At 67.0% G+C, this 13,445-nt stretch carries 13 protein-coding genes; 8 read left to right on the top strand and 5 right to left on the bottom strand.

The annotated features are described in order from the left end of the window. Positions 1-2: 2 nt before the first annotated feature. The 5 genes from B7L05_RS14940 to B7L05_RS14920 form a co-directional block, all read right to left on the bottom strand. Positions 3-2,138, bottom strand: a complete 2,136-nt coding sequence (locus B7L05_RS14940; RefSeq protein ID WP_085811189.1) for a TonB-dependent receptor domain-containing protein — start codon at positions 2,136-2,138, stop codon at positions 3-5. Between the two features lie 93 nt (positions 2,139-2,231). Continuing rightward, positions 2,232-2,447, bottom strand: coding sequence for a hypothetical protein (locus tag B7L05_RS14935; protein WP_085811072.1), 216 nt, complete (start codon positions 2,445-2,447; stop codon positions 2,232-2,234). A 65-nt stretch (positions 2,448-2,512) separates the two neighbouring features. Further along, a complete protein-coding gene (locus B7L05_RS14930) occupies positions 2,513-3,766 on the bottom strand; it encodes an N-succinylarginine dihydrolase (RefSeq protein ID WP_085811071.1) in 1,254 nt (417 codons plus the stop codon). A gap of 34 nt (positions 3,767-3,800) precedes the next feature. Beyond that, positions 3,801-4,766: an arginine N-succinyltransferase gene (locus tag B7L05_RS14925; RefSeq protein ID WP_375601267.1), complete on the bottom strand. Its 966-nt coding sequence runs from the start codon at positions 4,764-4,766 to the stop codon at positions 3,801-3,803. 62 nt (positions 4,767-4,828) lie between these two features. Continuing rightward, a complete protein-coding gene (locus B7L05_RS14920; RefSeq protein ID WP_085811069.1) occupies positions 4,829-6,043 on the bottom strand; it encodes a hydrolase in 1,215 nt (404 codons plus the stop codon). A 144-nt stretch (positions 6,044-6,187) separates the two neighbouring features. Between B7L05_RS14920 and ndhC the strand changes: the two genes are divergently transcribed. Genes ndhC through nuoG form a run of 8 tightly spaced genes read left to right on the top strand, consistent with a single transcriptional unit; the run spans position 6,188 to position 13,445 of the window. Next, positions 6,188-6,562, top strand: coding sequence for an NADH-quinone oxidoreductase subunit A (gene ndhC / locus B7L05_RS14915; RefSeq protein WP_085811068.1), 375 nt, complete (start codon positions 6,188-6,190; stop codon positions 6,560-6,562). 2 nt (positions 6,563-6,564) lie between these two features. Then, the gene (locus tag B7L05_RS14910; RefSeq protein ID WP_256926781.1) at positions 6,565-7,149 is read left to right on the top strand and encodes an NADH-quinone oxidoreductase subunit B family protein; all 585 of its coding nucleotides are present in this window, start codon (positions 6,565-6,567) and stop codon (positions 7,147-7,149) included. Beyond that, positions 7,146-7,991, top strand: coding sequence for an NADH-quinone oxidoreductase subunit C (locus tag B7L05_RS14905; RefSeq protein WP_085811067.1), 846 nt, complete (start codon positions 7,146-7,148; stop codon positions 7,989-7,991). The genes B7L05_RS14910 and B7L05_RS14905 overlap by 4 nt, the downstream gene beginning before the upstream one ends. Next, on the top strand, positions 7,988-9,265 hold the full coding sequence (locus B7L05_RS14900; protein ID WP_256926780.1) for an NADH-quinone oxidoreductase subunit D: 1,278 nt from the start codon (positions 7,988-7,990) through the stop codon (positions 9,263-9,265). The genes B7L05_RS14905 and B7L05_RS14900 overlap by 4 nt, the downstream gene beginning before the upstream one ends. Positions 9,266-9,303: 38 nt before the next feature. Then, positions 9,304-9,441 (top strand): hypothetical protein, encoded by a 138-nt coding sequence (locus B7L05_RS17520; RefSeq protein WP_179187235.1) that lies wholly within the window; start codon positions 9,304-9,306, stop codon positions 9,439-9,441. Further along, a complete protein-coding gene (locus tag B7L05_RS14890) occupies positions 9,434-10,129 on the top strand; it encodes an NAD(P)H-dependent oxidoreductase subunit E (protein ID WP_085811065.1) in 696 nt (231 codons plus the stop codon). Before B7L05_RS17520 ends, B7L05_RS14890 begins: the two co-directional genes overlap by 8 nt. After that, positions 10,126-11,445, top strand: coding sequence for an NADH-quinone oxidoreductase subunit NuoF (nuoF, locus tag B7L05_RS14885; RefSeq protein WP_085811064.1), 1,320 nt, complete (start codon positions 10,126-10,128; stop codon positions 11,443-11,445). Before B7L05_RS14890 ends, nuoF begins: the two co-directional genes overlap by 4 nt. Beyond that, on the top strand, positions 11,445-13,445 hold the full coding sequence (gene nuoG, locus B7L05_RS14880) for an NADH-quinone oxidoreductase subunit NuoG (protein ID WP_085811063.1): 2,001 nt from the start codon (positions 11,445-11,447) through the stop codon (positions 13,443-13,445). The genes nuoF and nuoG overlap by 1 nt, the downstream gene beginning before the upstream one ends.

Below are 13,445 nucleotides of genomic sequence, written 5' to 3'. Positions count from 1 at the left end.
GATCAGATCGCGAGCCGCAGGCTGACACGGATATCGCGCCCGGCGAGCGGCGCAAAATCCTTGAGCACGCTGGCGTGGCGCCGCGCGTCGACGTCGAACAGATTGTTGGCGCTCACCAGGATCGCGGTGCGCGGATTGTCCGCGAACGGACGGAACGAGAGCGAGGCGTTGACCATCGTGAACCCGTCGGTCGGCGTCTCGAATGCGGCGATGCGATCCTGCTTGAAGACGCGCTCCACCTCTACGCGGCCGGTCGCGCGATCCCCCTGCGCCTCGATCCCGCCGAGCAGCCGCAGCGGCGGAATGCGCGGGGCGGGGCCGGTCCCGGTGATCGTCGCGCGCACGTAATCGCCGACGACATCGGCGCTGATCGCATAGCCACCGATCGTCGCCAGCCGCGCAGAGGCGTCGACTTCGAAGCCCCAGTAGCGCGCCTTCGACTGCGAATAGGCGAAGCACGGCAGGATCTCGTCCGCGTCAGGGCCGGCCGCCGCCTCGCACACGCCCTGCGGCACCTGGCTCTCGTAGATGAAATCGTCGAACCAATTGTGATACGCCGATGCGTCGAGGCTGAAGCGATCCGAGTGCGCGTGGAACGTCGCTTCGAGGCCCCAGCTCTTTTCGGTGCGGAAATTCGGGTTGCCGAGCTCGTACGATTGCGTGCCGGCGTGATTGCCGTTGGAGAACAGCTCCTCCGCCGATGGCGCGCGCTCGGTGCGCGACGCGTTGAGCCCGATGCGCGTCTCCTCGCCGATTGCATAGGAGGCGCCCAACGACCCGGAGAAGGCGTCGACGCGCTTTTTGGCGCGCGGATAGCGATCGTCGCCGAACGGCGGACGCGAGTCGAGCCCGGTCCGCTCGTAGCGCGCGCCGCCCTCGGCGCGGAAGCGGCCGAGCGTCAGCTGTTGCAGCGTGAAGACGCCGAACTGCTCGGTCTCGGCTGGCGGCAGGAACGCCTCCTCGCCGATCGCGCGCAGCTTGCGATCGAGATACTGGACGCCGCTTGCGCCGGACCAGCCGCCCTTGTCGGTCTGCACCAGCTCGAGCCGACCCTCGGTGCCCTTGTTGAGGAACGTCGTGCCGATCTCGCCGTCGGGTTCCAGCTCGTAGTGGCGATAGTCGGCATGGCCGAGCCGCAGCCGGATCGCGTCGAGGAAGCCGCCGCCGGTCTTCACCTCGCCGCGCAGATCGACGCGGTCCTGCGCGACGTCGATCCGCGGCGCCTCGACCTCCTGGCCGACCGTCGTCGCGTAGCGCAGCGGGATGCCGTACAGGCTGTCATAGTGGCTGTAGGCGACGCCGAGCGATCCGCCGTCGGTGATCAGCGCGCCGCCGATCCCGGCGTTCCACGTCTCGATCGCGCTGTTGGGCAGCCGGCCGCGCAGCCGCGTCGGGCCGACGTAGTCGATCGGCTCCTCTACGCCCGCCTGGTCGCCGGCCTCCACACCCGCGGCCAGCGCCGCCTCGCGCGCGCGGCGCGACAGGACGCGCCCGCCGATGCGCAGATCGTCCGCCTTGAGATACGATCCGTTGACGTTGACGACGAATTGCGGCCCCACCGCCACGTCGGCCGAGCCGGCGACGTTCCGCTGGTCCGCGGCCGAGCCGTAGCCGGCGATCGCGTTGAGCCGGTATCCTTCCGCCGGGACGGTGCGCGGAATGCGCGCGTCGAGGACGTTGACGACGCCGCCGACCGCCGACGATCCGTACAGCAGCGCTACCGGGCCACGTAGCACCTCGACGCGGTCGGCGAGGAGCGGGTCGATCACCACTGCGTGATCGACCGAGCTGTTCGCGGCGTCGAACGAGCCGATCCCGTCGGTCAGCACGCGCACCCGGTCGCCCTGGAAGCCGCGCAGCACCGGGCGCGAGGCACCCGGGCCGAACGATGTCGCCGAGACGCCGGGCAGCCGCGCGAGCGTTTCGCCGATCGTCGGGCGCAGCTCACGATCCAGCTTTTCGCCATCGAGCACCGACGTGCCCTGCAGGACGTCACGCTCACTCTGCCGCACCGGCGCGGTGATGATGATGTCGCGTCCGACGGGGCGATCGACGTCGGGGGCGGCGTCGTCTGCGGCGGCGGTCGCGGCGCTCGCTGCCAGCGTCAGTGCGGCAAGATTGGCGGTGAGAAGAAGCATCGATATCTCCGGCAGGAACATGTGCCGGGTAAGCAGGATGTTACATCGTATCAAGCCTCTTTCGTCGAACGACGGTTGAGCTTCGTCATTCGGCTACTGACCGTTGCGCTCGACCGACTCGAGGATCCGCGCGCCCGCCATGAAAACGGCGACGGGGCAGACGGCGAACAGCATCCAACCGCCGACGCCGGGATAATCGCGAAGATAGTGCGCTCCCCGCTCGGTCGCGCCGAGCCCGAGCCCGTAGATCACCATGAAGGCTTCGAACTTGGTGGTGATGGTGAACAGCCGGGCGATACGATCGAACATGCCGGAACTTACGCAAATCCCGCGCCAACGGCGGATTTGCGCCATTCCGGCGTTACCATTCATGGTTACCTGTCAATTAACTCGACAAGATCGAGCGCGGTAAGCAGTGCGCGCCGCGCGGTGACGACCTGATCAATCAGCGCCGCATCGCCGATCGCGCCCGCCTCGATTCGCTCGGGCCAATGCGCCTCGATCACGGCAGCGATGGCGTCGAGCCTCCCATTGTCGACCAGGAAGCGCGGATCGACCAGCGCGGGGTCGCAGGCGACGCGCAGCCGCAGACACGCCGGGCCGCCGCCGTTCGCCATCGATTCGCGCACGTCGACCACCTCGACCGCGCGGATCGGCCCGTTGCCGCACAGATGATCCTGCAGCCACGACCAGACGGCGGCGTTCGCGCGCGCTTCGGCGGGGACGATCAGCGTCTGCGCGCCCGACGCGGCGGTGACGAGCTGCGCGTTGAACAGATAGGAGCGGATCGCGTTCTCGAGGCTGACGCGCACCGCCGGAACCTCGACGATCTCCACCGCCGGCATCCGCGCGCGCAGCGCCGCGTATAAGCCGTCACGATCCGCAAAAGCCTGTTCGTGGGCGAACAGCGTCCGCTCGTTCGCGACCGCGACAACATCGTTGTGGAACGCACCCGCGGCGATCGCCTCGGGCGATTGCTCGACGAACAGCACGTGTGCGGGATCGAGCCGGTGCGCGCGCGCTACCGCCTCGCAGGCTTCGCGATGCTGCCGCGCGGGGAAGCGCCCGCCGCTCTCGCCGTATACGAAGATCTCGATGCCAGGCGCATCGTGCGACGCGGCGAGGCGCATGTGGTTCGCTGCCCCCTCGTCGCCGAACGGCGCGAGGACGGGCGGATGCACCGCGAAGCCCGGATGCGCGAAGGCAAGGCGGAGCTGCGCGAGCGTTTCAGGCCATTCGTGGCTGCGATGCGGCATCGTCACGAGGTTCGCGACGGTAAGGTGGCAGCGGCCGTCCGCCGTATCGGGCGCCGGCGAGACCGTCGCCGCATTGGCCGCCCACATCGGCGAGGCGGAGAAGCTCCGCGCCTTAAGGTGCGCCGGCGCAGCGGCATAGTTGGTATGCAGCGCCGCGAGCCAGCGATCGTCGGGGCGCGCATGCGGCGGCAGGATGCCCTGGACCAACCCGAGCGCGAGGTTCGCGCGCATCTTCGCGATCCCCTGCAGCGCCGCCGCGCGCGGACGGGCGGTCGCGCCGGCATTGTGCGTCGCCGCCAGATTGCCGGGGCTGAGCCCGGCGTAATTGTGGCTCGGCCCGATGATGCCGTCGAAGTTGATCTCGCGGATCACGCCAATCCCTCCTGCATTTACTGGCCGAACCCCTTCACAGTCTGGGAATGTGCAGGACCGCGGCATCCTCCGTGGCGCCGATCAGCGCGGCGCAGCCCGGATCGAGGACGATCGTCTCGTCGCCGACCTCGCGGACGGTGCCGTAGGCGCAGCGAAAATCGGGCAGGCTGCCGTGCGCAACCAGCGCCTCGCCGCCGCCGTCACGGTCGAGCGCGACGATCCGCCGTGCGCGCGCGTCGCGGACGGTGCGCACCTGATCGATCCGCGCCGTCATCGTCGGCCCGCCGTCGAAGATGTCGACGTATTTCTCGAACGCGAACCCCTCGTTCTCCAGCATCCGCATCGCCGCGCGCCCTGAGGGGTGGGGGAGGCCGATCGCGGCGCGCGCACTGTCCGACAGCATCGCGGTATAGATCGGGTGCTTGGGCATCAGATCGGCGATGAACTGGTGGCCGTGAATGGCGTTGAAGGCGTCGGCATCCTGGAAGTTCATGCCGAAGAATCGCCCGGCGAGCCCGTCCCAGAACGGCGAGCCACCAGCCTCGTCGATCACGCCGCGCAATTCGGCGAGGATCCGCTCGCCGAAGCGCGCGCGGTGCGCCTTGATGAACAAGTACCGGCTGCGCGCCAGCAGCAGCCCAAGCCCGCCCGCGCGCTCACCAGGATGAAGGAACAGCCCACCGACCTCGCTCGACCCTTCGAGATCGGTGGTCAGCGACAGCATCTCCGCGCGGAAGGTGCGGTCGAGAGCGCTGCTGTGCTGCGTCAGCGTGCTGATGCGATAGCTGTAGAAGGGGTGGCGCTGACCGACCTGGGTGAAGATCTGGCAGGTGCCGCGCACCTCGCCCGTCGCGAGGTTCTCCAGGATGAGGACGAACAATTCGTCCTCGACGCTGTCGGTGTCACGCGCGAAGGCGGCGTGGCTGCGATCGAGCTTCGCCTTCAACGCGCGGCGGTCGGGCGGAAGATTGGTGAACCCGCCCCCGGTCAGCTTTGCCATCTCGTAGAGGTGCGCGAGATCCTCGTCGCGCGCAGCGCGTACGACGAATGTGTTCGGGGCCGTCACAAACCGTTCTCCGCCAGCCGCAGGATGGTGATCGCTGACAGCGCGGCGCGCTCGGCGAGGCTGTCGACGATCAGGAATTCGTCCGACGAGTGGATCGCGCCGCCGCGCACGCCCATCGTGTCGATCACCGGGGTGCCAGCGGCGGCGATGTTGTTGCCGTCGCACACGCCGCCGGTGTCGCGCCACGCGATTGCGAGGCCGAGGTCCGCCCCCGCAACGCGGACCGTCTCGAACAGGCGCGCGGCGCCGGGATCGATCGGCTTGGGCGGACGATTGAACCCGCCGTGCACCGCGATCCGCACGTCGCGCGTTGCCGCGATCTCGGCGACGGCGGCATCGATCGCCGCACGTGCGCGGGCGATCTCGGCGGCATCCTTCGGACGGAAGTTGACGCGCAATACCGCGAGGTCGGGCACCACGTTGTTCGGTCCGCCGCCATCGATCCGCGCCGGGTTGACCGCGAGCCGCGGGCCCTTTGCCTGCTCGAGCATAATTGTCAGCGCGGCGGCGGCCGTGACTGCGTTGCGGCCGTTTTCCGGGTTGCGTCCCGCATGGGCAGCGCGCCCCCTGACGACGATCGAGAAATTGCCCGTGCCGCTACGCGCGCCGGCGAGCGTGCCGTCAGGAAGCGCGGGCTCGTACGTCAGCGCGGCGAGCTTCCCTCGCGCCGCTTGCTCGATCAGTGCGGACGAGGAGAAGGAGCCCGTCTCCTCGTCCGAATTGATGACGACGTCATAGCCGATCGCGCTGCCCGCCGCCTCAACCGCTTCAAGCGCGGCGAGCATGACGGCAAGTCCGCCCTTCATGTCAGCGACGCCAGGGCCGTTGATCGTCCCGTCACCGCGATCGGTGATCGTTTGGAACGGGTGATCGACCGGGTAGACGGTATCCATGTGCCCGGTCAGCAGCAGCCGCCGCGTTGCTTGGGGACGCACCGACAGGTGGAGATGGTGGCCGTGATCGAGCGCCACGACCGTGCCGTCCTCCCGCACGCGCTCCGCCGGTGCCGGCGGCACAAGCCGCACGTCGCCGGGGAGGGTGGAGAAGGCGTCGGCGAGTTGCTGCGCGACCGTCGAGAGGCCGGAAAGATTGCCTGTGCCGCTATTCACCGCCGCCCAGCGACAGGTTCGTTCAAGGGAGGGTGCGGCGGCGGTTCGCTCGACCGCGGCCCTCTCAACGTAACGCAATCCAGTTTCAGGCGATACGACCATGAATGTTGCTAGCGCACCTCTGTCGTGACGGCCACCCCGCATGTCTGCGAATGATTCTCAACCCTCCTGCGCCTTGCCGTCATGACGCTCGGAGCCTAAAGCGCCCCCCATCCGTTCGCACCTGCGAGAAACCCGAGAGCGCCCATGGTCGATCTGTCGCAATATCTGCCGATCCTGATGTTCCTGGGCGTCGCGCTGCTGCTGTCGGGCACCTTCGTGTTCCTGCCGATGGCAGTCGCGCGGCTGACGGGCGCGCACAAGCCGACGGTGGAGAAGCTGTCCGAATACGAGTGCGGTTTCCCCGCGTTCGAGGACAGCCGCGCGCAATTTGACGTGCGATTTTATCTGGTTGCGATCCTGTTCATCATCTTCGATCTCGAGGCCGCGTTCCTATATCCTTGGGCGGTAAGCGTGTTCGAACTCGGCTGGACGGCCTGGATCAGCATGATGATCTTCATCGGTGAACTCGCGCTCGGCCTGGCCTATGCCTGGAAGAAGGGCGCGTTGGATTGGGAATGACCATGAACTCCGGCCCCATTAATTCCGGCCTGCCGACGTCCGGCCCCGTCGAGCTGCCGCGCGACGCGAGCGCGTCGAGCGTGATCGCGCCCGACCAGGGCTTCTTCAACGATCTGAATGGCGAGCTGACCGACAAGGGCTTCCTCGTCACCTCGACCGAGGAACTGTTCCAGTGGGCGCGCACCGGCTCGCTGTGGTGGATGACGTTCGGGCTCGCCTGCTGCGCGGTGGAAATGATCCACGTCAATATGCCGCGCTACGATCTGGAGCGGTTCGGCGCCGCGCCGCGCGCCTCGCCGCGCCAGTCGGACGTGATGATCGTCGCGGGCACGCTGTGCAACAAGATGGCGCCCGCGCTGCGCCGCGTGTACGATCAGATGTCCGAGCCCAAATACGTTATCTCGATGGGCTCGTGCGCCAACGGCGGCGGCTATTATCATTACAGCTACAGCGTCGTGCGCGGCTGCGACCGGATCGTGCCGGTCGACATCTACGTGCCCGGCTGCCCGCCGACCGCGGAGGCACTGCTCTACGGCATCATGCAGCTGCAGCGTAAGATCCGCCGCTCGGGGAGCATTGAGCGTTGAGGGCGCCCGCTCCCGCTTTCGCCGCCGACCTTAACGACGCGACGATCGATGCGGCGCGCGCCGCGATCCCCGCGGGGCTGGTCGACGCGTTCGCTAAGGTTGGGGAGGTGCAGCTGCACGTTCATCGCGACCATCTGGTGCCCGCGCTGAGCGCGCTGCGTGACACGCCAGGGCTCGAATACCAGCAGCTGATGGAGATTGCCGGGGTCGACTATCCCTCGCGTCCCGAGCGGTTCGAGGTCGTTTACTGCCTGTTGTCGGTGACGCGTAACCACCGGCTGCACGTCCATGTCGCGGCGAGCGAGGATACGCCGGTATCGTCGGTGACCGATCTGTGGCCGGTCGCAGGGTGGCTCGAGCGCGAGGTGTACGACATGTTCGGCGTGCTGTTCGCGGGCAACCGCGATCTGCGCCGAATCCTCACCGACTATGGCTTTCGCGGCCATCCGTTCCGCAAGGACTTCCCGCTCACCGGCCACGTCGAGATGCGCTATTCCGAGGAAGCCAAGCGCGTGATGTACGAGCCCGTCTCGCTCGCGCAGGACTTCCGCACCTTCGATTTCACCAGCCCATGGGACGGCGCCGAATACGTCCTGCCGGGTGACGAGAAGGGCGCGCTGCCGCAGCAGAAGGGCGCGCAGACCCCCGTCACCGCCGACCAGATCCAGAAGGCGGACGCCAGCGAGAGCAAGGCGAAGGCGCCCGCCGCGTCGAGCGAGCCTTATGCCAAGGCCGACGCGAAGAGCACCGCCGAGACCGGCGCCGGGAAGTCGCATCCGGAGGGCACACCCAAGCCTGCCGATCCCGATGTCGTTCCCGGCAAGGGAGGACAGAACCAGTGACCGACACGGTGATGACCGATAACGTGCTGAACGATCGGATCGACCCTGCGGTCGAGCGCATCGCGCACATCGACGCGGACGGCCGCCCGACCGCCGACGAGGTCGCGATCCAGAACTATACGATCAACTTCGGGCCGCAGCATCCCGCGGCGCACGGCGTGCTCCGGCTGGTGATGGAGCTCGACGGCGAGATCGTCGATCGGATCGACCCGCACGTCGGGTTGCTGCATCGCGGCACCGAGAAGCTGATCGAGTACAAGACGTATCAGCAGGCGATCCCGTATTTCGATCGGCTCGATTACTGCTCGCCGATGTGCATGGAGCACACGTTCGTGCTCGCGATCGAGAAGCTGCTCGACCTCGAAGTGCCGCTGCGGGCGCAGTATCTGCGCGTGTTCTTCGCCGAACTGACGCGCATCATGAACCACATGCTCAACCTGGGCAGCCACGTGATGGACGTCGGCGCGATGACGCCGAACCTGTGGCTGTTCGAGCTGCGCGAAGACCTGATGGGCTTCTACGAGCGGGCGTCGGGCGCGCGGATGCACGCCAATTACTTCCGCGTCGGCGGCGTCCACCAGGACGTGCCGCTCAAGCTGCTGACCGACATCGCCGACTGGCTCGACAACCGCCTGCCGGTGTTGTTCGAGGATGCGATCAGCCTCGTCGCGGACAACCGCATCTTCAAGCAGCGCAACGTCGATATCGGTATCGTCTCGCGCGACGATGCGCTGCGCTGGGGCTTCTCGGGTCCGATGATCCGCGCCGCGGGCATTCCGTGGGATCTGCGCAAGCAACAGCCGTACGACGTCTACGCGCGGATGGATTTCGAGGTGCCGGTCGGCACGCGCGGCGATTGCTACGACCGCTTCATGGTGCGCGTCGAGGAGGTCCGCCAGTCGGCGCGGATCATGAAACAGTGTCTGGCGGAGATGCCCGAGGGCCCGATCGCCAGCCTCGATCGAAAGGTGGTGCCGCCCAAGCGCGGCGAGATGAAGCAATCGATGGAAGCGCTGATCCATCACTTCAAGCTCTACACCGAGGGCTATCACGTGCCCGCGGGCGAAGTGTATGTCGCGACGGAAAGCCCCAAGGGCGAGTTCGGCGTCTATCTGGTCAGCGACGGCACCAACAAGCCGTACCGCTGCAAGATCCGCCCGACCGCGTTCAGCCATCTTCAGGCGATGGACTTCATGAGCCGCGGCCACATGCTCGCCGATACCACCGCGATCCTCGGTGCGATGGACATCGTGTTCGGGGAATGCGACCGGTGAATTTTAACTTTCATGGGCCGGCAAAGGCGTGCTGGATCATGGGGCTGGTGCTGATCATGATCAGCGCGGTGAATGATGTTCTGGGCGGCCGGCAGAGCCTGATCGCCTTTGTCTTGTTGGGCGCCGTCTCGATCGGCTGCGCCTTCTTCCTCAGGAGCCGTTCGTACCGTGGCTGACGCCCCCCAGATCCCCGACGAGGCCGAGGTCCGTGCCCGCTGGAACGGGTTCCAGTGGTCCGAGGAAAGCATTACCAAGCGCAACGCGATCCTCGCGCGCTATCCGGCCGGGCGCGAGCAGTCCGCCTCGATCCCGCTGCTCGATCTCGCGCAGCGGCAAGTGGGCGCAGAAACGCAGACGCAGGGCTGGTTGCCGGTACCGGTGATTGAATTCGTCGCGCGCGAAATCGGCGTGCCGTATATGCGCGTCTATGAGGTCGCGACCTTCTACACGATGTTCAATCTTGCCCCCGTCGGCCGCTTCCACGTGCAGGTCTGCGGCACTACGCCGTGCATGCTGCGCGGATCGGACGACGTGCTGGCGGCGTGCAAGAACAAGGGGCTGATCAAGGGCAAGACGACGCCCGACGGCCTGTTCACGCTGACCGAGGTCGAGTGCATGGGCAATTGCGCCTCGGCGCCGATGGTCCAGATCAACGACGACAATTACGAGGATCTCGACTACGATCGCACCGTCGCGATCCTCGACGCGCTGGCGCGCGGCGAGCAGCCCAAGACAGGCACGCAGGAGCCTGGCCGCCACACCGTCGAGCCGCTCGGCGGGCCGACGACGCTGACCGCGATGGTGAGCGAGAATCACGATTACCGTTCCGAATGGAACACGCCTGCCGTGGGAGCGAGCGCATGAGCGTCATCACGTCCCTGACGGACAAGGACCGCATCTTCACCAATCTCTACGGCTATCAGCCGTGGACGCTGCAGGCCGCGCGCGGTCGCGGCGATTGGGACAATACCAAGGCGTTGCTCGATCTCGGGCAGGACAAGATCATCGACGTGACCAAAGCGTCGGGCCTGCGCGGTCGCGGCGGCGCTGGCTTCCCGACCGGTACCAAATGGTCGTTCATGCCCAAGACGCCGAGCCCCGAGCGGCCGAGCTTCCTGGTCATCAACGCCGACGAATCCGAGCCTGGTTCGTGCAAGGACCGCGAGATCATCCGCCACGATCCGCACAAGCTGATCGAGGGCGCTTTGGTCGCCGGCTTCGCGATGCGTGCGCGCGCCGCGTACATCTACATCCGCGGCGAATATATTCGCGAAGCCGAGACGCTGTTTGCCGCCGTGCAGGAGGCGTATGACGCGGGCCTCGTCGGCAAGAACGCCTGCGGCTCGGGCTACGACTTCGACGTCTTCGTCCACCGTGGCGCCGGCGCGTACATCTGCGGCGAAGAGACCGCGATGATCGAGAGCCTGGAGGGCAAGAAGGGCCAGCCGCGCTTGAAGCCGCCGTTCCCGGCCGGCGCCGGCCTCTACGGCTGCCCGACGACGGTCAACAACGTCGAGAGCATCGCGGTCGCGCCGACGATCCTGCGGCGCGGCGCGGAATGGTTCGCGAGCTTCGGTGCGGAGAACAACCGCGGCACCAAACTGTTTCAGATCAGCGGGCACGTCGAAAAGCCGTGTGTGGTCGAGGAAGCGATGAGCATCCCGTTCCGCGAGCTGATCGAAAAGCATTGCGGCGGCATCCGCGGCGGGTGGGACAACCTGCTCGCGGTGATCCCCGGCGGCTCGTCGGTGCCGCTGGTACCGGCGAAGGACATCATGGACGCGCCGATGGACTTCGACGGCCTGAAGGCGGTCGGCTCCGGGCTTGGCACCGCGGCGATCATCGTCATGGACAAGTCGACCGACGTCGTCCGCGCGATCAGCCGCATCTCGTATTTCTACAAGCATGAAAGCTGTGGCCAGTGCACGCCGTGCCGCGAAGGCACTGGCTGGATGTGGCGCGTGATGGAGCGGCTGCGCACCGGCGACGCCGAGATCGGCGAGATCGACATGCTCCAACAGGTCACCAAGCAGGTCGAAGGCCATTCGATCTGCGCGCTCGGCGACGCGGCGGCATGGCCGATCCAGGGCCTGATCAAGCATTTCCGCCCCGAGCTCGAGCGCCGTATCATCGAACGTCAGGGCGGCGGCCTTGCCCCCATGCAGGAAGCTGCAGAATAATGCCCAAGCTGAAGGTAGACGGGATCGAAGTGGAGGTGCCGCAGGGCGCCACCGTGCTGCAGGCGTGCGAGATCGCCGGCAAGGAGATCCCGCGTTTCTGTTACCATGAGCGGCTGTCGATCGCCGGCAACTGCCGCATGTGCCTGGTCGAGGTGAAGCCCGGGCCGCCCAAGCCGCAGGCGTCGTGCGCGCTGCCGGCGGCGGACAACCAGGAGGTCTTCACCACCTCGCCGATGGTCAAGCATGCCCGCGAGGGCATCATGGAATTCCTGCTGATCAATCACCCGCTCGATTGCCCGATCTGCGACCAGGGCGGCGAGTGCGACCTGCAGGATCAGGCGATGGCCTATGGGCGCGGCCACAGCCGCTTCCAGGAGAACAAGCGCGCCGTCACCGAGAAGTACATGGGTCCGATCGTCAAGACGATCATGACCCGCTGCATCCAGTGCACGCGCTGCGTCCGCTTCGCCGAGGAAGTCGCTGGCGTCGAGGAAATCGGCGCGATCTATCGCGGCGAGAACATGCAGATCACCTCCTACCTCGAAGAGGCGGTGACGAGCGAGCTGAGCGGCAACGTCGTCGATTTGTGTCCGGTCGGCGCGCTGACGAGCAAGCCCTACGCCTTCGAGGCGCGGCCGTGGGAACTGAACAAGACGCTGACGATCGACGTGATGGACGCGGTCGGCACCAACATCCGGCTCGACAGCCGTGGGCGGCAGGTGCTGCGCGCGCTCCCGCGGGTGAACGACGAGGTCAACGAGGAGTGGGCGACCGACAAAACGCGTCACGCGGTCGACGGCCTCGTCCGGCGGCGGCTCGATCGGCCCTATGTGCGGCGTGACGGCAAGCTCGTCCCCGCCACGTGGGACGAGGCATTCGCAGTGATTGCCGATGTCGCCAAGGCAGCCGGCGACAGCGTCGCGGCCGTGGCCGGCGATCTCGTCGATTGCGAGACGATGTTCGCCGCCAAGGCGCTGTTGCGCGATATGGGCTCGTCGCTGCTCGAGGGGCGGCAGACGGGCATGGACTATGACACGTCGAGCCTTGCCGCGGTCAATTTCAACACCACGATCGCCGGGGTGGAGCGCGCCGACGCGATCCTGCTGATCGGCACCAACCTCCGCTGGGAAGCGAGCCTCGTCAACACGCGGATCCGCAAGGCAATCAAGCGCGGCGCGAAGGTGTGGGCGATCGGCCCGGAGACCGACCTTACCTACAAGGCGACCTGGCTCGGCAACGATCTCGCGGTACTCGGCGATCTGCCGGACGCCCTGACCGAGGCGTTCGGCAAGTCTGAGCGGCCGATGGTGATCGTCGGCGGCGGCGCGCTCAAGGGTGCGCACGGCGCGGCGCTCTCGCTCGTCGACACGCTCGGCCTCGTCAAGGATGGGTGGAACGGGTTCAACGTCGTCCACATGGCCGCAAGCCGGATGGGCGGGCTGATGCTCGGCTACGCGCAAAAGGCCGGTATATCGGCGCTTTACGACGCGAAGCTCGCGTTCTTCCTAGGTGCCGACGAATGCGATTTCGCGCGCTTCACCGGCTTCAAGGTGTATGTCGGCCACCATGGCGACAAGGGTGCCGCGGCGGCCGACGTCGTGCTGCCGGGTTCGACCTATGCCGAGAAGTCGGGCACCTGGGTCAACCTCGAAGGGCGCGTCCAGCGCGGCAACCGCGCGGTGTTCGCGCCGGGCGACGCGCGCGAGGACTGGACGATCTTCCGCGCGCTGTCCGAAACACTTGGCCGCCCGCTGCCGTTCGACACGCTCGGCGAGCTGCGCGCTGCGATGGCGCTCGACTGTCCCGATCTTGCGTACGAAGGTCTGGTGACCTTTGCGTGGAACCCTCCGGCCTTGTCCGCCACGGCGCAGGGCGTGCTCGACGGCTATCCGATCAAGGACTTCTACTTGACCAACGCGATCTGCCGCGCTTCGCCGACGATGCAGCGCTGCTCGGCCGAACTCGTTCACGGCGAGACCTTCGCGGAGGCCGCGGAATAA

Source organism: Sphingomonas sp. TZW2008, assembly GCF_002117915.1.
Lineage (GTDB): Bacteria > Pseudomonadota > Alphaproteobacteria > Sphingomonadales > Sphingomonadaceae > Sphingomonas.
The sequence above is the reverse complement of the archived record's forward strand: the minus strand, read 5'-3'. Positions and strand labels throughout refer to the sequence as shown.